Annotated in this window: 19 protein-coding genes and 1 tRNA gene; 13 read left to right on the top strand and 7 right to left on the bottom strand. The window is 66.8% G+C overall.

The genetic code is table 11. The features are described from left to right. Nucleotides 1–7 precede the first annotated feature (7 nt). Nucleotides 8–1,315: a bifunctional folylpolyglutamate synthase/dihydrofolate synthase gene (locus SARO_RS06500; protein WP_011444957.1), complete on the top strand. Its 1,308-nt coding sequence runs from the start codon at nucleotides 8–10 to the stop codon at nucleotides 1,313–1,315. Nucleotides 1,316–1,346: 31 nt separating this feature from the next. Here the strand turns inward: SARO_RS06500 and SARO_RS06495 are convergent, their stop codons facing one another. Next, nucleotides 1,347–2,675, bottom strand: coding sequence for an AmpG family muropeptide MFS transporter (locus tag SARO_RS06495; RefSeq protein ID WP_011444956.1), 1,329 nt, complete (start codon nucleotides 2,673–2,675; stop codon nucleotides 1,347–1,349). Between the two features lie 111 nt (nucleotides 2,676–2,786). Here SARO_RS06495 and SARO_RS06490 point away from each other — a divergent pair, with 111 nt between their 5' ends. Beyond that, nucleotides 2,787–3,671 carry a pseudouridine synthase gene (locus SARO_RS06490; protein ID WP_041550204.1) on the top strand — a complete coding sequence of 295 codons (885 nt, stop codon included), beginning with the start codon at nucleotides 2,787–2,789 and terminating at the stop codon, nucleotides 3,669–3,671. Beyond that, entirely contained in the window at nucleotides 3,668–4,210 is a 543-nt protein-coding gene (gene rsmD, locus SARO_RS06485) for a 16S rRNA (guanine(966)-N(2))-methyltransferase RsmD (RefSeq protein WP_011444954.1), read from the top strand. The genes SARO_RS06490 and rsmD overlap by 4 nt, the downstream gene beginning before the upstream one ends. Before the next feature lie 6 nt (nucleotides 4,211–4,216). Here rsmD and SARO_RS06480 read toward each other — a convergent pair whose 3' ends face one another. Continuing rightward, nucleotides 4,217–5,488, bottom strand: a complete 1,272-nt coding sequence (locus SARO_RS06480; RefSeq protein WP_011444953.1) for an MFS transporter — start codon at nucleotides 5,486–5,488, stop codon at nucleotides 4,217–4,219. A 215-nt stretch (nucleotides 5,489–5,703) separates the two neighbouring features. Next, nucleotides 5,704–6,333 (bottom strand): hypothetical protein, encoded by a 630-nt coding sequence (locus SARO_RS06475; protein WP_011444952.1) that lies wholly within the window; start codon nucleotides 6,331–6,333, stop codon nucleotides 5,704–5,706. 171 nt (nucleotides 6,334–6,504) lie between these two features. Here SARO_RS06475 and SARO_RS06470 point away from each other — a divergent pair, with 171 nt between their 5' ends. Continuing rightward, the gene (locus SARO_RS06470; RefSeq protein WP_011444951.1) at nucleotides 6,505–8,802 is read left to right on the top strand and encodes an ATP-dependent helicase; all 2,298 of its coding nucleotides are present in this window, start codon (nucleotides 6,505–6,507) and stop codon (nucleotides 8,800–8,802) included. A 137-nt stretch (nucleotides 8,803–8,939) separates the two neighbouring features. Here SARO_RS06470 and SARO_RS06465 read toward each other — a convergent pair whose 3' ends face one another. After that, a complete protein-coding gene (locus SARO_RS06465) occupies nucleotides 8,940–10,334 on the bottom strand; it encodes a DEAD/DEAH box helicase (protein ID WP_011444950.1) in 1,395 nt (464 codons plus the stop codon). Nucleotides 10,335–10,475: 141 nt separating this feature from the next. Next, nucleotides 10,476–11,048 carry a hypothetical protein gene (locus SARO_RS06460; RefSeq protein WP_011444949.1) on the bottom strand — a complete coding sequence of 191 codons (573 nt, stop codon included), beginning with the start codon at nucleotides 11,046–11,048 and terminating at the stop codon, nucleotides 10,476–10,478. A gap of 165 nt (nucleotides 11,049–11,213) precedes the next feature. On the opposite strand from SARO_RS06460, the gene SARO_RS06455 reads away from it, so the two are divergent. Together SARO_RS06455 and SARO_RS06450 are read left to right on the top strand one after the other, a co-directional pair. Continuing rightward, a complete protein-coding gene (locus tag SARO_RS06455) occupies nucleotides 11,214–12,632 on the top strand; it encodes an FAD-binding oxidoreductase (RefSeq protein ID WP_011444948.1) in 1,419 nt (472 codons plus the stop codon). 98 nt (nucleotides 12,633–12,730) lie between these two features. Beyond that, nucleotides 12,731–13,510 (top strand): SapC family protein, encoded by a 780-nt coding sequence (locus tag SARO_RS06450; protein ID WP_011444947.1) that lies wholly within the window; start codon nucleotides 12,731–12,733, stop codon nucleotides 13,508–13,510. A 334-nt stretch (nucleotides 13,511–13,844) separates the two neighbouring features. Here the strand turns inward: SARO_RS06450 and SARO_RS06445 are convergent, their stop codons facing one another. Next, nucleotides 13,845–14,807, bottom strand: a complete 963-nt coding sequence (locus SARO_RS06445) for an N-formylglutamate amidohydrolase (RefSeq protein WP_041550203.1) — start codon at nucleotides 14,805–14,807, stop codon at nucleotides 13,845–13,847. A gap of 151 nt (nucleotides 14,808–14,958) precedes the next feature. Here SARO_RS06445 and cpdR point away from each other — a divergent pair, with 151 nt between their 5' ends. The 5 genes from cpdR (at nucleotide 14,959) to SARO_RS06420 (ending at nucleotide 18,957) form a co-directional block, all read left to right on the top strand. Beyond that, nucleotides 14,959–15,342, top strand: coding sequence for a cell cycle two-component system response regulator CpdR (gene cpdR, locus SARO_RS06440; protein ID WP_011444945.1), 384 nt, complete (start codon nucleotides 14,959–14,961; stop codon nucleotides 15,340–15,342). 142 nt (nucleotides 15,343–15,484) lie between these two features. Continuing rightward, a tRNA-Val gene (locus SARO_RS06435) sits at nucleotides 15,485–15,559 on the top strand. A gap of 94 nt (nucleotides 15,560–15,653) precedes the next feature. Continuing rightward, nucleotides 15,654–16,967: a capsule polysaccharide biosynthesis gene (locus SARO_RS06430; RefSeq protein WP_011444944.1), complete on the top strand. Its 1,314-nt coding sequence runs from the start codon at nucleotides 15,654–15,656 to the stop codon at nucleotides 16,965–16,967. Continuing rightward, nucleotides 16,958–18,172 (top strand): capsule biosynthesis protein, encoded by a 1,215-nt coding sequence (locus tag SARO_RS06425; protein ID WP_011444943.1) that lies wholly within the window; start codon nucleotides 16,958–16,960, stop codon nucleotides 18,170–18,172. Before SARO_RS06430 ends, SARO_RS06425 begins: the two co-directional genes overlap by 10 nt. Beyond that, nucleotides 18,169–18,957, top strand: a complete 789-nt coding sequence (locus SARO_RS06420; protein WP_011444942.1) for a 3-deoxy-manno-octulosonate cytidylyltransferase — start codon at nucleotides 18,169–18,171, stop codon at nucleotides 18,955–18,957. The genes SARO_RS06425 and SARO_RS06420 overlap by 4 nt, the downstream gene beginning before the upstream one ends. Before the next feature lie 44 nt (nucleotides 18,958–19,001). Here SARO_RS06420 and SARO_RS06415 read toward each other — a convergent pair whose 3' ends face one another. Further along, nucleotides 19,002–19,766 (bottom strand): crotonase/enoyl-CoA hydratase family protein, encoded by a 765-nt coding sequence (locus SARO_RS06415; RefSeq protein WP_011444941.1) that lies wholly within the window; start codon nucleotides 19,764–19,766, stop codon nucleotides 19,002–19,004. Between the two features lie 186 nt (nucleotides 19,767–19,952). On the opposite strand from SARO_RS06415, the gene SARO_RS06410 reads away from it, so the two are divergent. After that, entirely contained in the window at nucleotides 19,953–21,176 is a 1,224-nt protein-coding gene (locus SARO_RS06410) for an NADP-dependent isocitrate dehydrogenase (protein WP_011444940.1), read from the top strand. Between the two features lie 283 nt (nucleotides 21,177–21,459). Next, the gene (locus tag SARO_RS06405) at nucleotides 21,460–23,244 is read left to right on the top strand and encodes a cation:proton antiporter (RefSeq protein ID WP_011444939.1); all 1,785 of its coding nucleotides are present in this window, start codon (nucleotides 21,460–21,462) and stop codon (nucleotides 23,242–23,244) included. Nucleotides 23,245–23,276 lie beyond the last annotated feature (32 nt).

Here is a 23,276-nt window from a genome sequence, read left to right as displayed (position 1 = left end):
GGATGGTTTGAAGGACTTCGCAATCTCCGAAAACCCGGCGGTCCAGGCGCAGCTTGACCGCCTCGGCGCGCTGTCGCTCCCATCGGGGCGGCTTGGCCTAGATACCGCGCGCGAACTCTGCGCCCGGCTCGGCAATCCGCAGGACCGCCTGCCGCCGGTGTTCCACGTTGCAGGGACGAACGGCAAGGGCTCCACCTGCACTTACCTGCGCTACATCCTCGAGGCCGAGGGCCTGACGGTCCACTCCGCCACGAAGCCGCACCTCGTCCGCTACAACGAACGCATCCGTCTCGCCGGCAAGCTGATCGAGGACGAACTGCTGGCGGACCTGCTCAAGGAAGTGCTCGATGCGGGCGCGGACCTCGAGCCGAGCTTCTTCGAGGTGACCACCGTCGCCACCTTCCTCGCCTATGCCCGCACGCCGGCGGACGCCTGCGTGATCGAGACCGGACTTGGCGGCAGGCTCGACGCAACCAACGTGATGCCCACGGCGGCTGTGTGCGGCATCGCCACGCTGGGGCTGGACCACGAAGCCTTCCTGCTCTCGCCCGAAGATGGTGTGCCCACCGAACCGCTGGCGAGAATCGCCTTCGAAAAGGCCAGCATTGCCAAGCCCGGCGTGCCGCTGGTCACAATGGCCTACCCCCCGCTTGCCGCCGATGAGGTCGCGCGCACCGCCGCCCGGCTCGGCGCACCGCTCATCATGCGCGGACGCGACTGGGACGCGGAAATCGCCGGCTCGATCCTTTACCGCGACGAACGCGGCGAACTGCCGCTGCCCCTGCCCGCCATGCCCGGCGTCCATCAGGCGGAAAACGCCGCGCTGGCTGTCGCCATGATCCGCCATCAGAACGCGGTGCAGGTCCATCTCGGCGCGGTCGGCAAGGGCATCGTCGATGCGCGCTGGCCCGCCCGCCTGCAACGGCTGGGCCATGGCCCGCTCGGCGCGTTGGCCGGCAATCGCACGATCTGGCTCGATGGCGGCCACAATCCCGATGCGGGCCGGGCCATCGCGCGGCATCTGGAAGGGCAGCCGCCGGTCCACTTGATCATGGGCATGCTGGCAAACAAGGACCCGTCTGCGATCCTCAGGCCGCTGGCGGACCGGGCCCTGTCGATCTCGGTCGTCCCCGCGCCGGGGCACGACGCGCACAAGCCGGAGGACTTCGCGCCGTTCACGAGCCTTGCAGTGGGCAGCTTCGCCACCGTGCCCGAGGCGCTCGCGGCGCTCCCGCCTGAAGGCGATGTCCTGATCGTCGGCTCACTCTACCTCGCAGGCGAAGTGCTGCGCCTGAACGAAGAGATTCCCGACTGACCTGCCGTTCGTGTCGAGCGAAGGTTGGAGTTCAGGTAAGCGGATCGGCGTCCGACTTCTCTTCGCCGGCCGTGCCCATCGCCGCATCGACCAGGCCGCTGCGGCTCATCCACCAGAACAGCACGATGCCCGGCAGCGCCAGCACGGTCGTAAGCAGGTAGAAGTTCACGTAGCCCATGCCCTCGATCAACGCGCCCGCTGTGGTCCCGGTGGCGAAACGTCCGACCACGCTCGCCCCGGCCGAAATCAGCGCGTATTGCGCGGCGGTGTAGCGCAGGTCGCACAGCGCCGAGAAATAGGCGACCACGACGACGCCGCCATAACCCGAGGCCATGTTTTCGAAGCCGATGGCGCCCGCCATGCCGATGTTGGAATGACCAGCCGCCGCGAGCGCCGCGAACGACAGGTTCGACACCGCCATCAGCACCAGCGCCAGAAGGACAGAGCGCTTGAGTCCCATCCGGGCATAGGCCACGCCGCCGATGAACACGCCGATCAGGTAGGCCCAGAAGCCCACGCCCACGTCCCAGATGGCGATTTCGTCGTTGGTGAAGCCGAGGTCGTCGAACAACAGGCGGAAGGTCAGGTTCGCCAGCGTGTCGCCGACCTTGTGGACGAGGATGAACAGCAGGACGAGCCACGCGCCGTGCCGGCGGAAGAACTCGCCGAACGGGCCGATGATCGATGCCACGACCTCGCCCACGCCTTTCCGCCTGGTCGGCTCGCGGTGCCGTGCGGGTTCTCCCAGGAACAGCGCGGTAAGCATGGCGGGCAGCGCGAAGAGCGCGCAGGCAAGATAGGCCGCGCTCCACCCCGAACGCCCGGCCACGATCAGCGCCAGCGCGCCCGCCCCGGCCGAACCGATGCGCCAGCCGTACTGACTCATGCCCGAACCGGTGCCGAGCTGATATGGCTTCAATGTCTCGATGCGATAGGCGTCGATCACGATGTCGAACGTCGCGCCCGCAACGCCTACCAGCACGGCGGCAAGCACCGTCGCGCCAAGGTCCGCCGCCGGATCGACCAGCGCAAGGTTGGCGACCGCCGCCATGACCAGCGACCCTGCCAGCAGCATCCACGAAACGCGCTGCCCCAGCCTGCCCAGCAACGGCAGGCGCACGCCATCGACCAGCCAGGCCCAGAAGACCTTGAGGTTGTAGACGAGGAAAGCCAGCGTGAAGGCGGTAACGGTCTTCTTGTCGATCCCGTCCTGCGCCAGCCGCGTCGTCAGCGTCGCGCCGATCATCGCATAGGGAAAGCCCGAGGATACGCCGAGGAAGAAGGCGGCCAGCGATTCCTTTTCAAGATAGGGCCGCACCGAATCCCACAGGCTACGCTCGTCTGCCGTCTCTGCGCTCATCGACGCTTTTGCTCCCTCGTTGCTGGCGGCAGACTAGCGGCCAATTCGCGTGGCGCCAGATGCAGATGACTCGGGGTGACGGATTGCGCGATCTCGCGTAAGGGGCGGGCCATGACTTTTCCCCCGAAGAACAGGACCGGCCGATCGGGACGACCCGCCGCTCCTGCCAAGAAGCCCTTTTCCATGCGCAGCGGCGCGCCCCGCACCTCGCAGCCCGTCGTTGCCGCCAAGCGCGCGCCTGCCGCCGATGGCTCCGAGCGTGAGGGCGATCGCATCGCCAAGCTGCTCGCCCGCGCCGGGATCGCCAGCCGCCGCGAGGTCGAGCGGATGATCGAGGAAGGGCGCGTGAAGATCGGCGACGAAGTCGTGACCACGCCCGCCACGCTGCTCACCAGCCTCAAGGGCGTGAGCGTCGACGGCAAGCCGGTCGCGCCGATGGCCCCGCCGCGCCTGTTCCGCTTCCACAAGCCCTCGGGCCTCATCACGGCCGAGCGCGATCCCACCGGGCGGCCGACGATCTACACGGCCCTGCGCAACGCGCTGCCGCAAGGCACTCCGCGCGTCATGCCGGTCGGCCGCCTCGACGTGAACACCGAAGGCCTGCTGCTGATGACCAACGACGGCGAGCTGAAGCGCGCGCTCGAGTTGCCGTCGACCGGCATTCCGCGCACCTACCGCGCCCGCACATTCGGCGACATCTCGCAGGCCCGGCTCGAGGAACTGATGGAAGGCATCGAGATCGACGGCGTGCGCTATGGCTCGATCAACGCGAACCTCGAACGCAGTGCGGGTCGCAACAAGTGGATCGAGCTGACCCTGACCGAAGGCAAGAACCGCGAAGTGCGCCGCGTGCTGGAGCATCTCGGCCTCCAGGTCTCGCGCCTGCTGCGCACCAAGTACGGCCCGTTCGAACTGGCCGACCTGCCGCGCGGCGCCGCCGAGGAAATCCCGCAGGTCATGGTCGAACGCTTTCGGAAGACGCTGAAGACAGCATGAGAATCATTGCCGGAGAATGGCGCGGCCGTCCGCTGCGTGCGCCCGAGGGCGATACCACCCGCCCCACCGCCGACCGCACCCGCGAAACCCTGTTCTCGATGCTCGCCAGCAGGCTGGGCGGGTTCGAGGGGCTGGCCGTGGCCGACCTGTTCGCCGGGTCCGGCGCGCTGGGGCTTGAAGCCCTGTCGCGCGGGGCCGCGTCGGCCGTGTTCGTCGAGCAGGATCCCGCCGCCGTCCGCGCGATCCGCGCCAACATCGCCGCGCTGCGCTGCGCCCCGCAGTGCGACGTGCGCGCCGCATCGGTGCTGACGCTGGGACCGGCGAAGCAGCCGCTCGACCTCGTCATGCTCGACCCGCCCTATGGCACCGGTGCCGGTGCTGTCGCGATCGACCGGCTGGTCCGGCTGGGCTGGATCGGCGAGGCGACGTGGATCAGCCTCGAGACCGCCGTCAAGGAAGTGCCCGAGGTCAAGGTCTGCACCGTCGACGCGCAGCGCAAGGTGGGCAAGGCGCTGCTTACGCTGATGCGGCTGAAGTAGCCGCCTTCACGCCTCCCCGGGTTCGGCCCCCCGGGGGGAGAACTGTACGCCCGCCAGCGTCATCGCCCCAGCCAGGGTCAGGAACACGCCGACATAGGCGGTGCCCCCCACTCCCGCGAGCCAGGCCGCGGCGAAGGGCGCCAGCGCGCCCCCGATGATCCCGCCGACGTTGAACGCCAGTGAAATGCCGGTGTAGCGCACCGACACCGGAAAGAGCGTCGGCAACCACGCGCCGAGCGGCCCGTAGGCAAGGCCCATGATGAACAGCGACGAGGCGAGCGTCGCGAAGACCACCGCAAGCGAGCCCGAGCCCAGCCCGGTCCCGAAGACCATGCCGAGCACCGCGGTGAGCGCCGCGCCCGTGCCGAGGACACGCCGGACCGAAGTCTTGTCGGCCCAGTAGCCCGCCACGAGAATGCCGAGCGCGAAGAAGGTGTTGGCGCCAAGCTGGACCGCAAGGAATTCCTGCTTGGCATAGCCCAGCGCGGTCGTGGCAAAGGACAGGGCGAAGGTCGTCGCGAGGTAGAAGATGGCGAAGCACGCGACCACGCCGGCGATCCCGGCGAGGACGGCCGGGGAGTGACCGCGCAGCAGGCGGGAAATGGGCACCTGCGGCGGCGGCGCCTTTTCCATAGCTTCACGGAACGAGGGCGTTTCGCCAATCTTCAGCCGCACCCACAAGCCCACGCCGACCAGCACCGCGCTGGCAAGGAACGGCACGCGCCAGCCCCAGGCGGCAAAGTCCGCGTCCGAGAGGCCGAGGCCGAGCAGGAGGAACAGGCCGTTGGCGAAAAAGAACCCTAACGGCGCGCCAAGCTGCGGCGCGCTGCCGAAGCGCGCTTCCCAGCCGCGCGGCGCATTCTCCACCGCCAGCAGCGCCGCCCCGCCCCACTCCCCGCCAAGCCCGAAACCCTGACCGAAGCGCAGGAGGCAAAGCAGCGCCGGGGCGATCCACCCGGCGATCGCATAAGTTGGCAGGAACGCGATCAGCAGCGTCGATCCGCCCATCAGCATGAGCGACGCGACCAGCGTCGACTTGCGCCCGATGCGATCACCGAAATGCCCGAAGGCCACCGCCCCGACGGGCCGCGCGAAGAACGCCAGGCCGAAGGTCATGAAGGAGAGGAGAGTCTGGGCAGCCTGCGATTCCGTGGGAAAGAAAAGCGGACCGATGACCAGCGCCGCCGCCGTCGCGTAGATATAGAAATCGTAGAACTCGACCGCCGTGCCGACGAGGCTGGCGGTCAGCACGCGGCCGTGCTGGCGAATCGGATTCATCGGATCACTCCCCCATTTTCGCAGGGGGGTTTACACAGTTTACACTGTCCAGGAGAAAAACTCGGATCGATCAGAAGCAGAGATCTTATCGAACTTTCCGATTGAAGAGTGAAGCGGGCCATGCACCCCGCCTATCACCTCGCCGGGCTGTAGGACAGGGCAACGCGAAAGGGGCGCCGGTTGCCCGACGCCCCTCCGGGGAAAGTCCTGACGGTTCAGACGCCGCCGCGATTGCGGCAGTTGTCGCGAACGGTCTTGCTGCAGACGGGATACTTCTTGTTCATCGCCTCGGGCGGCGGAGGCGTCATGTTGCCGGGCATGCCCGAGGACATGCCGCCTGACATGCCGCGCGAGGGCGGCGTGGCGGGCTGCGCCGGAGTGGCGGGCGTAGCAGGCGTTGCCGCCGTGCCGGTGCCCGGCGAAGGCTGCGCCGGCGTTGCCGGGGTCGCGCCCGACGAGGGCACGGCGCGGCCGGTGACTTGCGCGACGATCGAAGGCCAGACCTGCGTGCGCTGTTCCGGCGTCATCGCGTAGATCTGCGCCTTCTGTTCATCGGTCAGCGCCCACCAGCCCTTCTGCTGGTCTGCGTCGAGTGACCAGAAGTATTCCTGGTAGGTCGAAGGCCAGGCCTGATACTTCGCGCGCTGTTCGGCGGCCCATGCGTCGATCTGCGCCTGCTGGTCCGCCGTGACGGTAAAGGTGGTGGTGGTGGTGGTCGATGTCGGCGCGGCCGTGTCCGTGGTCGTCGTGGCGGTGGTCGTCGAGGTCGTGGTCTGCGCGGTCAGAACGGCAGGCGACCCCGCGATGGCGAGCGCCAGCGCGCTCGCGGCCAGATAATGTCGCATCGTAATCTCCATTGTTTTTCTTGCCCGAAGCTGGAGGCCCAAGCGCGCCTGCGCCACGCCGGTTCCCGCACTTGCGACGGGCCGCACTGCGATCCGGGACGAACCGCACCATGCCCGGATTGCTGGCAAAGGCGATTGCCGCAGCGGCGTTTGGTCCCTATCTGTTCACGCATGTCCTCCCCTGTCCCCGCGAATCCGCACGCCAGCAATGCCTGGCTCGATGGCCTGAACCCGCCCCAGCGCGAGGCCGTGACGACGACCGAGGGGCCGGTGCTGATGCTGGCCGGCGCGGGCACCGGAAAGACCGCCGCCCTGACCGCACGCCTTGCCAACCTGCTGCGCCAGCGGCTGGCCTGGCCGAGCGAGATCCTGTGCGTGACCTTTACCAACAAGGCCGCGCGCGAAATGCGCGAGCGCGTGGGGAACCTGATCGGACCGGCGGTGGAAGGCATGCCTTGGCTGGGCACATTCCATGCCATCGCGGCGAAGATGCTGCGCCGCCATGCCGAACTGGTCGGACTGCAATCGAACTTCACGATCATCGACACCGACGACCAGCTTCGGCTGCTCAAGCAGCTTGTCGTGGCGGAAGGCATTGACGAAAAGCGCTGGCCCGCGCGCCAGCTCGCCGGGCTGATCGACAAGTGGAAGAACCGGGGGCTCAACCCTGCCGACCTCGATGCGCTGGAAAACGAGGCCTATGCCAACGGCAAGGGCCAGCGGTTCTATGCACTCTACCAGAATCGCCTGCGCGAACTGAATGCCTGCGATTTCGGCGACCTGCTGATGCACATGCTCAACATCTTCCGGCGCGAACGCGAGGTGCTGGAAATGTGGCAGCAGCGCTTCAAGTACGTGATGGTGGACGAATACCAGGACACCAACGCGGTGCAGTACCTGTGGCTGCGGCTGCTGGCGCAGAACCGCAAGAACATCTGCGTGGTGGGTGACGACGACCAGTCCATCTATTCCTGGCGCGGCGCGGAAGTGGCCAACATACTGCGCTTCGAAAAGGATTTTCCCGGCGCGAAGGTGATCCGGCTGGAGCAGAACTACCGGTCTACCCCGCATATCCTGGGTGCTGCATCGGGGCTGATCGCGGAGAATTCCGAGCGGCTCGGCAAGACATTGTGGACCGAGGTCGACGGCGGCGACAAGGTGCGCGTGATCGGCGTGTGGGACGCGCCGGAGGAAGCGCGGCGGATCGGCGACGAGATCGAACGGCTGGAGCGCGAGGGCGCGCCGCTCGACCGTGTGGCGATACTGGTGCGCGCGCAGTTCCAGACGCGGACGATCGAAGACAGGTTCATCCAGATCGGGCTGGGCTATCGCATCGTCGGCGGTTTCCGGTTCTACGAGCGCGCGGAGATCCGCGATGCGCTCGCCTACCTGCGGATCATCGCAAGCCCGCAGGACGACCTCGCCTTCGAGCGGATCTACAATACGCCCAAGCGCGGGCTTGGCGACAAGACGCTGGAGAAGCTGCACCGCCACGCACGGGCGCGGAGCATTCCGCTGTCGCTGGCATCGGTCGAGATCCTCGACACCGACGAGCTTCCGGCGCGGGCGCGGGGCACGCTGGCAGCACTGATGCGCGACTTCGGCCGGTGGCGCGATGCGTCGAAGTCGCTCGTCCCGGCGGAACTGGCGCGCACGATCCTCGACGAAAGCGGCTATACCGCCGCCCTTCAGGCGGAGAAGACCGCGGAGGCCGCCGGACGCCTTGAAAACCTTACCGAACTTGCCCGCGCGATGGAGGAATACGAGACGCTGGGGGACTTCCTCGAGCATGTCAGCCTGGTGATGGACAACGAGGCCGTGGCCGACGAGGAAAAGGTCACGATCATGACCATCCACGCGGCCAAGGGGCTGGAATTCGACAACGTGTTCCTGCCCGGATGGGAGGAAGGCGTGTTTCCTTCGCAACGCTCGCTCGACGAAGGCGGCCTGGCCTCGCTGGAAGAAGAGCGCCGCCTTGCCTATGTGGCGATCACCCGCGCTCGGCGGCATTGCACCATCCTTCACGCCGCCAATCGCCAGATCTATGGCCAGTGGACCAGTTCGATCCCCTCGCGCTTCATCGGCGAACTGCCTGCGGAGCACATCGAGGAAGAGACCACGCTATCGGGCGGCGCATCGATGTGGCGGGCGAACTGGAGCGAACGCGAAGATCCCTTCGCCCATGTCGCGCAGGCAACGCCGTCGCGCGGAGCCTCGCGCGGGCCGGGCTGGCAGCGCGCCGCCGCGCAGCCCTACAACCCGCAGCCGCGCCGGATCGCCGAAACCACCCGCAGCGCGGCGAGCTTTGCCGCCAAGCCGCGCAGCGACATCAGCGTGGGCGCGCGCGTCTTCCACGAGAAGTTCGGCTACGGCACCGTGGCCGAGCAGGAAGGCAACAAGCTGGAGATCGATTTCGAAAGCGCGGGGCGGAAGCGCGTGATCGACAGCTTCGTGAAGCTCGCTGGCTAGGATTTAGGGGCGGGCTGGCGCACAGGCGCCCCGGATCATCTCAACGGCACGACCTCGCAATGACGGGTGCATTGTGCTGCCTCGTCATTGTCAGCTTGGCGAAGCACCCCAGGACCGCCGGCCCCGGGCGATGCTGTTCAGAGCGCGGAGACGGCCAGAAACTCGGGGATCGGGCCGTTCCACTCGCCGGGCTTCGACGGCGGCTCGGACTGGTCGCGGTAGGGCGTCGGCTCGCGGCGCGGAGCACGTTCGGCGCGGACTTCGCGTTCCGGACGGGCTTCGCGTTCGGGGCGAGATTCGCGTTCGGCGCGGGGCTTGCGTTCCTCGCGCGCGGGGCGTTCGCGGCGGCTGCCACGCTTGGGCTCTTCGTCGCGTTCGGCGCCGGATTCGCGCGGCTTGCGCTCTTCCTTGCCCGGGAGTTCGACCTTGAACTCGGGGATCTTGGTGCCCTGCAGCTTCTCGACGTTCTCGATCGATTCGCTGTCCTCGTCGGAGACCAGCGTGAAGGCGCGACCGGTGGCGCCGCCGCGACCGGTGCGGCCGACGCGGTGGACGTAATCGTCCGGATGCCAGGGCGTGTCGAAGTTGAAGACGTGGCTCACGCCCTTCACGTCGAGCCCGCGGGCGGCGACATCGGACGCGCACAGGATCGAGATTTCGCCGTCCTTGAACTTCTGGAGTTCGGCGTTGCGGGCGCTCTGGTCCATGTCGCCATGGATTTCGCCGGCGGCAAAGCCGTGGCGCTGCAAGGACTTGGCCAGTTCACGCACGGTCGTCTTGCGGTTGGCGAAGATGATCGCGGTGCTGACGTTGTCGGTGCGCAGCAGGTGGCGCAGGACTTCGCGCTTCTGGCGGGTGGTGCTGCGGACCTTGAACTGGGCGATGTTGGTGTTGGTCGCCGCCGGGCGGGCCACCTCGATCGACTTGGGGTTCGACAGGAACTTGTCGGCCAGCTTCTTGATCGGCGGCGGCATGGTGGCCGAGAACAGCAGCGTCTGGCGCGTGGTCGGCAGCTTCGAGCAGATGTTCTCGATATCGGGGATGAAGCCCATGTCGAGCATGCGGTCAGCCTCGTCGATCACCAGCATCTCGCAGCCGGTGAGGAGGATCTTGCCGCGTTCGAACAGGTCCATCAGACGGCCCGGCGTGGCGATCAGCACGTCGACGCCTTCCTGCAGCGCCTTGACCTGGTCGCCCATCTGCACGCCGCCGATGAGCAGTGCCATCTTGAGATCGTGGTTCTTGCCGTACTTTTCGAAGTTCTCGGCGACCTGGGCGGCCAGTTCGCGCGTGGGTTCGAGAATCAGCGAGCGCGGCATCAACGCGCGTCGGCGTCCGTGGGCGAGGATGTCGATCATCGGCAGCACGAAGCCGGCGGTCTTGCCGGTGCCGGTCTGGGCAATGCCGATGATGTCCTTCATCATGAGGACAGCGGGAATGGCCTGCGCCTGGATCGGAGTCGGCTCGTCGTAGCCGGCGTCCAGTACCGACTTGAGCAATTCATCCGAGAGGCCGAGGTCGGCAAACTTCATGCAGGCAATGTTCCGAAAGCAAGAGGCGGCGCGATTCGTGCGCCGCGCTGGACCGCATGCCTCGAGGGGTGCTGCCAGCGCTATGCGCCGCTAAGACGATATGGGCCGAAAAGTCAAGAAATCCGCGCTCGGCGCAGGGCCTCAGTCATCGTCCGGGACAAGCTCGCGCAACCTGGTGATCGCGCAGTTGGTTCCGGCGCGCGAATGGATCGTGTCGCGCCCGGCGCAGAGCTGTCCGTCCTCGTTCCGCTCGACATAGAAACCCGAGTAGAAATCGCGGGCGCGGCACGACTTGTCGAGGCTTGCGCCGATGAGCTTGCGGTTGCGGGTGACGAGGAGGAGACGGTCGGGGGAATCGAGCTGGACGCCTGCAATGTTGGCGATCGGCAGGCACTTGGAGGTCTTGCGCTCGTAGAAGCGGAGCGGCTGCGGCGGCCCGGGCGGTGCGGCGAAGACCTGACCGGGACCGCGCGGCGCGATGCGGATGATCATGCGCTGCTCGATGCGCACCTGGTTCCAGCCATCGTCGCCGAGACCCTCGACGAGAAACTCGGAGAAGGCGCCGGGTTCGGACGCGCTGTCGACCAGCGGCGAGCCGACCGGAATCATCGCACCGACCCATTCGGAGCCGAGAGCCTCGGTCGCCACCCGCTCGCCAGCCGAAAACGGAAGGAGCAGTGCCAGCGGGGCAAGAAGATGGGCAATGCTCGGCATGGTGCGCGATTAGACTCTCTTCGACCCCTCTGCGACAGCGGCGGCCCTGACCCGCCCAATTCCGCCGCGTCCCCACCCCTAGTCCCGAGGCTTGAACGCCGGCTTAACCCGGCGAAAAGGAAAAATGAATTGCCCTGTTGGCAGGGTGGCAATAGCCGGTGTGCGATGAACAGCGCGTTTCTGGAAGAAGCGGCCCGCCTGCTCGGGCCCAAGGGGCTGACGACGTCGGCGGAAGACATGGCACCGTGGCTGACGGACTGGCGCGGGCGCTATACCGGAAAGGCGCTCGCCCTCGCCTCGCCGGCCAGCACGGCGGAAGTCTCGGCGCTGGTCAGGCTGTGTGCCGAACACGGCGTGCCGATCGTGCCACAGGGCGGAAACAGCGGCATGTCGGGCGGCGCGACGCCATTCGAGAGCGGAACCGAACTCGTCCTCTCGCTGCGGCGGATGAATCGCATCCTTGCGCTGGACCCGGCCGCGCGCACCGCGACGTGCGAGGCCGGCGTCATCCTCCAGGTGCTTCACGAGGCGGCGGAGAAGGAAGGGCTGCGCTTTCCGCTGTCGCTGGGCGGCAAGGGTTCGGCGACCGTGGGCGGGCTGGTCTCGACCAATGCGGGGGGCACGCAGGTCCTGCGCCACGGATCGATGCGCGCGCTGGTGCTGGGACTGGAGGGGGTGCTGGCAGACGGGTCCGTGCTGAACCAGCTCACCCCGCTCAAGAAGGACAACCGCGGGTTCGACCTGAAGCAGGTGCTGATCGGGTCGGAAGGAACGCTGGGGATCGTGACGGCGGCGACGCTGAAGCTTGAGCCGGGAATCGCGGGCCGTTCGGTGATGTGGGCGGGAACCGCATCGCTGCACGACGCGCGCGCCCTGCTGTTGCTGGCGGGCGACATGGCCGGCAGCCTGCTGGAAGGTTTCGAGGTCCTGCCGCAGCACAGCCTCGAGGCGGTGCTTGCCTACCTGCCGGATGCCCGCGCGCCCCTGGCCGGGCCGCACGAGTGGCATGCGCTGATCGAACTCGTGGCGGGAGACGCCGAGACCGCCGCGCGGCTGCCCGAGATATCGGAGCGCCTGCTGACCGAGGCCTTCGAGCGCGGTCTCGTGGCCGACGCGACGATCGCGGCGAGCGAGGACCAGGCCGAGCGGCTGTGGCTGATCCGCGAGACCATCTCTCCCGCCGAACGCGCGATCGGCCCCGCCATGCAGCACGACATTTCGGTGCCGGTGGAGAAGATGCCGGCTTTCGTCGAGGCGGCGGTGCCCCAGCTCGAGGCGGACTGGCCTGGAACGCAGGCGGTGTGCTTCGGGCACCTGGGCGACGGCAACGTCCACTTCCACGTCATCGCCCCACCCGGCAGCGAGCGGGCGGCGTGGGAGGCGGGCGACGGCAAGGCGATCAGCGCGCAGGTCCACGACATGGTGACAGCCTGGGGCGGATCGATATCGGCCGAACACGGCATCGGCCGCCTGAAGCGCGACGAACTCGACCGGCTGGGCGACCCGGTGATGCTGGCCACGATGCGCGCGATCAAGCGGGCGCTTGACCCCAAAGGGCTGCTAAACCCCGGAAAGCTGGTGTGACGCGGCTTGCGCGGCGGTTTCCCAGTCCCTAAGAACCGCGGTTCCCGCAAGAACCGCGGTCAGCCGCGCGTTACCTGTTGATCTTGGAGAGATGCACAATGGCCAGCGCGCCGCAAGCCAACCTGCCGATGTTCTACAACGACCTTATGCCGCTCAACAGCCGCGACCACGCCGCGTGGAAGGCGAAGAATGCGGATGCGGCCCCCTGGCTCATCGGCCAGCACGCCATCCCCTTGACGGCAGAGGAATTTCCGCAGGCCGCGCGCCACTACCCGATCATTTTCGCATCGGGCGACAACCCCGTTCCGCTGGCCCTGATGGGCCTTAACGAAGGCGTGAACGTGTTCGTCGACGAGGACGGCAAGGTCACGCAGCCGGTCTACATCCCGGCCTATGTCCGCCGCTATCCGTTCCTCCTCGCCAAGCTCAACCCGAACAGCGAAGAGCTGTCGCTGTGCTTCGATCCCTCGTCCGGCCTGATCGGCGATTCGGTCGACGGCGTGGAGCTTTTCTCCGACGGCCAGCCTTCGGAAGCGACCAAGGCCGCGCTCGGCTTCTGCGAACAGTTCGAACAGGCCGGCCAGCGTACGCAGGCCTTCATCGACGAACTGAAGAAGCATGACCTCCTGATGGAAGGCGAAGTCGCCATCCAGCAGCAGGGCAACGAACAGCCGTTCATCTATCGCGGTTTCCAGATGGTCAACCAGGACAAGCTGCGCGAAACCCGTGGCGACGTGCTGCGCGGCTGGGCGCAAAGCGGGCTCCTGCCGCTGCTTTATGCTCACCTGTTCTCGCTCGAACTGATCAGCCAGATCTTCGGCGCGCAGGTCCAGATGGGCAAGGGCCCGATCCCGGCGACCCCGGTTCCGGCCGAGTAAACGGCCGCCCTGCAATCGGGCAACAGGTCAACAAAAAAGGCGACGGGCACTCAGCTTGTCGCCTTTTTTGTTTCCGGTGTTGCAAATTTCACGCAAACCCCCTTGCGGCAGGCCCGAGGGTCCCCTATTTAGATCATGTTGCGTCGCGGCTCCCCTCATGGCCCGGCGTGACTGGTGCACTTCGGTGCACCTCCTCCCTGAACCTTGGCCACCTGGAGCATGTCTCCAGGTGGTTTTTTCTTGCGTGCGGTGGATAGCGCAGGTGCGCACGGATTCTGTCGAAAAGATTAGGGTCAGGACCTAGGCGGCGTGGACGCGCCGGACGTCCGGCAGCCTACTCCGCAGCGGCCCGCCAGCGGCCCCGGTCCGAGGTGCGGCCAAGATCGGCTACGTCGACCGCGAGGCGCCGTACCAGGCCGATGAGAAGCTCGACGGTGGCCTGGAAGCCGGGACCGGGCTCTGCCATGCGCGAATCGAGGTAGCAGGTGCGGTCGATCTCGAGCTGGAGGCAGTGCAGGCCTTCGTGGCGACAGGCATGGCGTTCCAGCACGTAGCCACCGGCGTATGGCCGGTTATGCGCCGCTCGGCGGGCCGATTCGGTAAGGTAGCTGAACGCCGAGGCGACAATCCCGCCATCGCAGGACGCACCGAAGCGATCACCCACGACAAATTCGGGCGCCTTCTCTCCCGGCGAGCGCGCGGCAAGCGGCGGCATCGAGTGGAGATCGACCAGCAGTGCCGCGCCCCAGCGATCACGAATCTGCTCCAGCGTCGCGGCGAGCGCGCCGTGATAGGGTTGATGGATCGAGGCGATGCGTTCCGTCAGTTCGCCATGATCGAGCCGCCGCTTCCACAATTCGCCGAGCCCCGGAAGGCGGCGCGGAATCAGGCCGAGGCCGCTGCGGGCACGCCGCCCGAAGGCACTGGGCGCCGCCGAAGCATCGGCAGGGGCGCCGCCAAGCATTTCCCAATCGACGTCATCGCTCGCCCGGTTGAGATCGAGCATGGCGCGCGGGGCATGGGCGATCAGGAGTGCCGCCCCCGTGTGGCGCGAGACCGCTTCGCCCAGAAGGTCGGCATAGCGATCCTCCAGACGCGGCGCGGCAAAGCCGGGATGGCGCATGCGGTCCAGTAGCGACTTGGCATAGGCGCGCCCGGCATGGGGAACTGCGATCACGACCGGGATCGGTGAAGGGTCCGTCAGCTTCAGGGTATAGGCCGGTACGCCCGGATTTCCAGGCACCGATCCTCCCTGGACCTGCGTCGAATCGCCCCCATGGTCGCCCGGATGATGCATTGCACAAGGGTGCAACCGATTCGCGATGAAGTCAAAAGAAGGTCCGGTTACGCTGTCCGGGAATTCTTAACCGAATTCGAGATATAAGCTGCCTGGGCGCACCGATGGTCGCCGCCCGAACCGCACAACGACAAGACAGACAAGGTTGGCCATGATCCGGATACTGCTCGCCGAAGACGAAGAGGCGATGCGCACCTATCTTACGCGCGCGCTCGAGAACGCCGGATATTCGGTGGCTGCGGTCGATCGCGGCACCGCCGCCATCCCCCTGCTCGAACGCGAGCAGTTCGACCTGCTGCTTTCTGACATCGTCATGCCGGAGATGGACGGAATCGAACTGGCCCAGCGCTGCGCGGAGATCAGCCCGGCGACCAAGGTCATGTTCATCACCGGATTCGCCGCCGTCACCCTCAAGGCAAACCGAGAGGCACCGCAGGCGCGCGTGCTTTCCAAGCCGTTCCACTTGAAGGACCTGGTCATGGAAGTCGAACGGGTGTTCGAGGACGCGGCATTCGCGGGCACGCGCCAGCCCTGAAACCGCCAGTTTGCTGGTCGCACGGAATTTCCGTCAATTTCCCCCTTGCCTTCGAAAATGGCGGAAGCTAATGGCGCGCTTCCCGACGACGTGAACGTCCGGTTGAACCGGGCCGAAGCGACCGAAGGGAGCCTGATGGTGCGGGCGTATAGCTCAGTGGTAGAGCACTATGTTGACATCGTAGGGGTCGCAAGTTCAATCCTTGCTACGCCCACCATCGGAAAACCCCGCTTCGGCGGGGTTTTTTCATGTCCGTTATCGAACCGACTTTGATCGAGTCCGGACCGCCGGCCCGCTAACGGGAAGGCGCCATGCCTTCTCCATCACCAAGGCCATTGCTGGAAGTTCCCCGGTTCCCGGGCAGCAGCCCTGCATGCCTCCAGCAGCCCAGAGCCGGAGCAAGGCTGGACATCGACGCGGCCGAACTGCGCCGCATGTGTGATCGTCTCGGCCTGAGCGGCTCCGCATATCCTGAGGAGGATCTGCGCCGCCGCTTTCTCGAAGGATGGGCACTCGTCGATCCCTTCGGCGGGCCGCCGCCCTCGCCCCGGACCGCCATCGAACTGTTCGCGTCATGGCGCAGGCTTTTCAGCGCCAACCGGCAGATCGCCAGTATCCAGGGAATCGCGAGGTGGAAGCGCGCGGCGCTGGCCCCGCTTCTCTGGGACGGAAGACGCGACGTTCCATTCGATCAGCCGCTGGCGCCCGGAGGAACGACCGCGATATGGCGCGCCCGCACGTCAACAAGGGCCCTGCGGGCAATCGACGCCAGCGGCGGGCAGCGGCTGGAGATCGAGGACGGCTTCATCCGCTCGGCCGGCCTTGGCGCGGATTGCGTGCCGCCGCTGTCCATCGTCGTCGAGCGGGACTTCGCGCACTATGACCCGTCGGGGCCGAGCGGGGTCGAGCGGCTGGTTGCGAAGGGCGGCTTCGATGGCGACCTGCTGGCGCGCGCCGCCCGGCTGCGGACGCGAATCGTTTCGCTGGGCATCGGCAAGTACGGCGCATCGAGCATGCGCTTCGCTCGGCCAGGCGGGGCGCGGCGGCACCTGCTGGTCATCGGACAGGTGGCCGACGATCTCTCGCTGCGCCTTGGCGGGGCCGGGCTGGACAACATGGCGCTACTGCGCCGCGTCCGGCTTGCGGCGCCGGATGCGTTCATTCTCTACCGCCCGCACCCGGACGTCACCGCCGGTCACCGCGCCGGGCATGTTCCCGACGGAGAGGCGCTGGCCTTTGCCGACATGGTCGCGCGGGAGCCACCAATCGCGGCGCTGATCGAAGCGGCCGACGAAGTCCATGCCATCACGTCGCTTGCGGGATTCGAGGCATTGCTGCGGGGCAAGCGCGTGGTGACCCATGGCGTGCCGTTCTACGCAGGCTGGGGGCTGACCACGGATCTCGGGCCCGTCCCTGCGCGCAGGATGGCACGACGCAGCATCGATGAGCTGGTTGCGGCCGCGCTGCTGCTGCATCCGCGTTACCTCGACCCGCTGACCCGGCTTCCCTGCCCGGTGGAAGTTGCGGTGGAGCGCGTTGCCGGAGGGGCCGGGATGGGCAGCGAACTGCTGGTCGGCCTGCGCCGGAGGTGGGGCTCTGTGCGGCGCGCGGCACGATGGAACTGAGGCGCTTCCTGTTCCTGCAAGGACCGCCGGGGCCGTTTTTTGCGCTGCTTGCCGAAAGGCTTCGACGCGAGGGATGCGAGACGCTTCGGGTCAATCTCAACGGCGGCGACGCGGCGGACTGGCCCGGAACGGCCACGGCCTGGCGGGGGCGAGCGGAGGACTGGAGTGCGTTCGTGCGCGCATTCATGGCGGATCGGGGCGTGACCGACCTGCTCGTGTTCGGCGACTGTCGGCCGTTGCATCTGGCGGCACATGGCGAGGCAGCCCGGCTCGGCATCAGGATCCACGTGCTGGAAGAAGGATACGTCAGGCCGCACTGGATGACGCTGGAGCGCGACGGCGTGAACGGCCGGTCGCGCCTTCCGCAGGACCCGGCCGCGATAAGGGCCCTTGCCCGGGACCTCCCTTCACTACCGCAGGGACTGCCGCCGGTGACCGCGAGCTTCGGCAGGCGCCTGCGCGACACGCTGCGCCACTATACCCATGCGGTCCTGCGCGCGCCGGCCTATCCCTTCCACCGCTCCCACCGGCCCGGCCTGCTTGCGCTCGAGGCGCTTGCGTGGGCCCGCAAGCTCCTGCTGGCGCGACGGAACCGCCGCCGCGCGGAGCGAGTGCTGCGGCGGACGGAACCGGGCAGCTATTTCCTGTTCCCGCTGCAACTTGGATCGGACTACCAGATCCGCGCCCATTCGCCCTTCGCCTCGATGGAGGCGGCAGCGGAAGAGGTGATCGCCAGCTTTGCCCGCACCGCGCCATCGGATGCGCGGCTGCTGGTCAAGGAACACCCGCTCGACACGCGCTGGCGTTCCTGGCGCACGGCGCTGGCCCGCATGGCCGGGAGGCATGGCGTGGCGGGCCGCGTGACGCACCTTTCCGGAGGGGACCTTGCCACGCTTGCGGCAGGATCGCGCGGCGTGGTGGTGGTGAATTCCACTTCGGCCACTTTCGCGCTCGACGCCGGCGTTCCGGTCGCTGTGCTGGGAAGCGCGGTCTATGCCATTCCGGGTCTCGTCCATCGCGGGCCGCTCGACGCCTTCTGGCGGGCCCCCGTGCCGCCCGACATGGAACTGTGGGCAGCGCTCCTGCGCGTCCTCCATGCGCGCTGCCTCGTGCGGGGCGGCATTGCCAGCAGGAGCGCGGTCGAAATGCTGGTCGACAATGTCACGGCGCGACTGCTCGCCGCTTCCCCGAAGGTGCCCGCATGAAGGTTCTGGTCGTGATTCCCGCGCGTTACGGATCGCATCGCTTCCCAGGCAAGCCGCTCCACCCCTTGCGCAGGCACGATGGCAGCGCCGCTCCGCTGATCGAATGGACCTGGCGCGCGGGCGTGGCTGCGGCAGGCGCGGAGAATGTCGTGTTCGCGACGGACGACGAGCGCATCGCGAGGGTCGCCAAGGGGTTCGGCGCGCGCGTGGCGCTAACGCCGGAAGGGTGCCGCAACGGAACCGAGCGCTGTGCGGCGGCTCTCGCGGCGATCGGACCGGACGGATGGGGCGGCGAAGCGGAAATCGTGGTCAACCTGCAAGGCGACAGTCCACTCGTGCCGCCCGAAATGATCCACGCGCTGCTGGCCGCGTTCGACGACCCAGCGACCGCAGTCGCCACGCCCTGCATCCGTTGCGACGAGGCGCAGGCACGCCTCGTGCTGGACGAATGCGCAGCCGGACGGGTAGGCGGGACGTGCGTCGTAGCGCGGGGGGACGGTACGGCCGCATACTTCAGCAAGCGCCCGATCCCGTTCGGCGCGCCGTCGGCCATGCCGCTGCGCCTGCACGTCGGCCTATACGCCTACCGCCGCGCCGCGCTTGACCGCTATGTGGCGCTGGGGCCGTGCGAACTGGAACTGGCCGAGGGGCTGGAGCAACTGCGCTTCATACACGCGGGCCTGCCAGTGACGCTGGTGGACGTGCCCGCGCCGCCGGGCGGGCTGTGGGAAGTGAACAACCCGGAAGATGTCCGGGTGGTCGAGGAAATGCTGCCGCAGGGGTGATGGCGGGAGGGCGCGCCCATACCAGCGCTCCCTCCCTGCCGGTTTTACTTGCCCTGCCAGTTGGGCTTGCGCTTCTCGGCGAAAGCGGCGGCGCCTTCGCGGGCGTCGCTGGAGGAGAATACGGGAGCGATGTAAGCCTGCTGCTTCTTCCACATCTCGGCCTCGGTCCATTCGTGCGAATCGCGGATGATCCCCTTCGAGGCGATCAGGGCCAGCGGACCGTTCTCGGCCACGCGCGCGGCGAGAGCCTTGGCGGCGTCGAGCGACGGGCCTTCGACAACCTGGTTGATGAAGCCGAGTTCATAGGCGCGCTGGGCGGTGATGAAGTCGCCGGTCAGGGCCAGTTCCATCGCAATGCGCGGCGGGATCTGGCGCGGCAGCTTGATCAGCCCGCCGGCGGCGGCGGCAAGGCCGCGCTTGGCTTCGGGAATGCCGAACTTCGAGGAAGCGCTGGCCACGATCAGGTCGCACGACAGCGCGAGTTCCATGCCGCCCGCAAGCGCATAGCCATCGACCGCAGCAATGATCGGCTTCTTTGGCGTCCATTCGGAAAGCCCGCCGAACCCGCGCCCCGGGATCGAGGGCGATTCGCCACGCAGGAAGCCCTTGAGGTCCATGCCCGAACAGAACGTTCCGCCCGCCCCCGTCAGGATCGCGCAGCGCAGGTCCGCCTCGGCATCGAGCCGGTCCATCGCCGCTGCGATGCCCTCGGCCGCGGCCTTGTTCATCGCGTTCTTCGCATCGGGACGGTTGATCGTGACGACCAGCACGTTGCCATCGACTTGGGTAAGGACTTCCGCCTCGCTCATCGCATCTCTCCAAATGGAATCCGCCCGGCTTTAACCGGTCACTTAAACGTCTGCCCCGGAAGGACCGCCGATGTCCAGTCCCAAGGACCCAAAAATTGCGCGAATCGGCGGCCTGCCTTGCACCGGGCCGCGCCTCTGCTAAGGGGAAGCGCAATTTCTCTCCCCAGTTTGAAAGACAGGACGGACATGGCGAAGATCAAGGTGAAGAACCCGGTCGTCGAGATCGACGGCGACGAAATGACCCGGATCATCTGGGAATGGATCCGCGAACGCCTGATCCTCCCCTACCTCGACATCGATCTCAAGTACTACGACCTCTCGGTCCAGAAGCGCGACGAGACGAACGACCAGATCACGATCGATTCCGCCAACGCGATCAAGCAGTATGGCGTCGGCGTGAAGTGCGCCACGATCACCCCCGACGAAGCGCGCGTCGAGGAATTCAACCTCAAGTCGATGTGGAAGTCGCCGAACGGCACGATCCGTAACATCCTGGGCGGCGTGGTGTTCCGCGAACCCATCGTGATCCAGAACGTGCCGCGTCTGGTCCCCGGCTGGACCGACCCCATCGTCGTCGGCCGTCACGCTTTCGGCGACCAGTACCGCGCCACCGACTTCGTCGTGCCGGGTCCGGGCAAGCTGCGCCTCGTGTGGGAAGGCGACAATGGCGAAACCATCGACCGCGAGGTGTTCAACTACCCCTCGGGCGGCGTTGCCATGGCGATGTACAACCTCGACGATTCGATCCGCGACTTCGCCCGCGCCTCGTTCAACTATGGCCTCGGCCTGGGTTGGCCGGTGTACCTTTCGACCAAGAACACGATCCTCAAGGCCTATGACGGCCGCTTCAAGGATCTGTTCCAGGAAGTGTTCGACACCGAAGGCTTCAAGGAAAAGTTCGCCGCCGCCGGCATCGTCTACGAACACCGCCTGATCGACGACATGGTCGCCTCTGCGCTCAAGTGGTCGGGCAAGTTCGTCTGGGCGTGCAAGAACTACGACGGCGACGTCCAGTCGGACACCGTCGCGCAGGGCTTCGGCTCGCTCGGCCTGATGACCTCGGTCCTGATGACGCCGGACGGCAAGACCGTCGAGGCTGAAGCCGCGCACGGCACCGTGACCCGTCACTACCGCCAGCACCAGCAGGGCAAGCAGACTTCGACCAACCCGATCGCGTCGATCTTCGCCTGGACCCGCGGCCTGATCTATCGCGGCAAGTTCGACGAGACGCCGGAAGTGGTGAAGTTCGCCGAAACGCTGGAGCGCGTCTGCATCGAAACCGTCGAGAGCGGCAAGATGACCAAGGACCTCGCGCTGCTCATCGGGCCGGACCAGGCCTGGATGACCACCGAGAAGTTCTTCGAGGCCATCGTCGAGAACCTCGAGACCGAAATGAAGAACTGGGCATAAGCGCCCGTTCGTTCATGGAAACAGCAAAGGGCCCCGGTTCACGCCGGGGCCCTTTTCCTTTGCAGGCGGTACATCGGGCAACCGGGCAGGCGTCACCCTGGCTTTGCGTCAGGGTCCATCCCTCGACGAGTGCGGATAGCGGTCGCCGCAAGATGGATGCTGAAACAAGTTCAGCATGACGGTGACAGGGCAAGCATTCTTGCGACGCACTACGCAGTGCCCGGCAACAGTTCGACATGCGGAAAGCCGTGACACCGCCTGCCCCCTCCCCTAACCTTCGGCGATGGCAGGCAATCTCGAACCGACTACCGCACTTTCCGACGCCCTCGTGATCCTCGGTGCCGCTGGCATCATCATCCCCGCTTTCGCGCGCTTCCGCATCACCCCGATTATCGGCTTCATCCTCGTCGGTCTCGTTGTCGGCCCGTTCGGCCTGGGATCGCTCGTGCCGCAGTATCCGTGGCTCTATCATGTCACGATTTCCGATCCGGCCGCGATCACGCCCTTCGCCGAATTCGGCATCATCCTGCTACTGTTCGAAATCGGCCTCGAGCTGTCGTTCAACCGCCTGTGGGACATGCGAAGGCTCGTCTTCGGCCTTGGCGCCATGGAGCTTGGCGTCTCGGCGTTCCTGCTTTCCGCAGTGCTGCTCGGAACGGGTCTCAACATAAGCGGCGCATTCGGTCTGGGCCTCGCACTAGCCCTTTCATCGACCGCGCTTGTGCTGCCCATTGCCGGAACGCACGGCCCGGTGGGTCGTGCTGCGCTTTCGATGCTCCTGTTCGAGGATATCGCTCTTGTCCCGATCATCTTCATCCTCGGCGCGATGGGCCCGGTTGCCGCGCATTCCGACGGTCCCAGCCTCGGCGAGACGCTGCTTTACGGCGGCATCGTCGTAGCTGTCCTGCTGGTCGGCGGCAGGCTCCTGCTCCCGCGCCTGTTCGCCCAAGCGGCGCAGACGAAGAGCCCCGAGCTGTTCCTTGCCGCCACCATGCTGGTGGTCATCGCGGCGGCCCTTTCTACTTCGCTTGTCGGTCTTTCGCCGATCATGGGTGCGCTTCTGGCAGGCCTGCTGATCGCCGAAACGGAATACCACACCGAGGTCGAATCGATCACCAAGCCATTCAAGGGCCTCGCGCTGGGCGTGTTCCTGATCACCATCGGCATGGGCATCGACCTGCGCGTTGTCTGGGAGCAGATCGGGCCACTCGCGCTGGCGGTGACCGGGGTTGTGGTGCTCAAGGCGCTGGTCACGATGTTCGCCCTGCGCGCGATGGGCAAGGAGCGGGCAACCGCGCTGGAAGCCGGCATCCTGATGGCAAGCCCTTCGGAAACCACGCTGATCGTGCTCGCAACGGCGGCGGAAGCCTCCCTGATCGACCGCGAGACGGCGCAATTCTGGCAGATCGTCACCGCCATCGGCCTGACCATAACCCCGCTGCTTGCCAAAGTGGGTGAGACCTGGGGCCGCCGCGTGGCCAAGGGCGGGGCCGACGCCGGACAGGCTGTCGCGGTGGAAGAACCCGAGGGCGAGCGCGTGGTCGTCATGGGCTTCGGTCGCGTCGGCAGGCTGGTGGCCGACATGCTCTCCGTCCACGGCGCATCCTGGCTGGGCATCGATACCGACCCGGCCATCGTGAAGCGCGCGCGCAACGACGGATTGCCGGTCCTGTTCGGCAACGTCGACAGCGAAACCGCGATCGAACGGCTTGGTCTGGACAATGCGCGCGCAATGATCCTGACGATGGACGAACCGGTACTGGTGGTGCGCATGGTGAAGAAGCTGCGGTCGGGCCATCCCGATCTGCCGATCATCGTCCGCGCCCGCGATACCGCCCACGCCGCCGAACTCTACAAGGCAGGAGCCACCCACGCGGTGCCGGAAACGCTGGAAAGCTCGCTGCAACTGTCGGAAGCGGTTCTGGTCGATCTCGGCTTCCCGATGGGCCTCGTCATCGCCTCCATTCACGAGAAGCGCGATGAGTTCCGGGAGCAGATCATGGAGGAAGGCGGCCTTACCGAAAAGCCGCGCCTGAAATCCGCCTCGCTGCGCGAACGATCCGCGTAAAAGACCGCAACTTTCCGGCCCCCTGCGCGTTC

It is taken from the genome of Novosphingobium aromaticivorans DSM 12444 (assembly GCF_000013325.1).
Classification (GTDB): domain Bacteria; phylum Pseudomonadota; class Alphaproteobacteria; order Sphingomonadales; family Sphingomonadaceae; genus Novosphingobium; species Novosphingobium aromaticivorans.
Note: the sequence above shows the minus strand (reverse complement) of the source record. Positions and strands in the feature narration are given on the sequence as shown.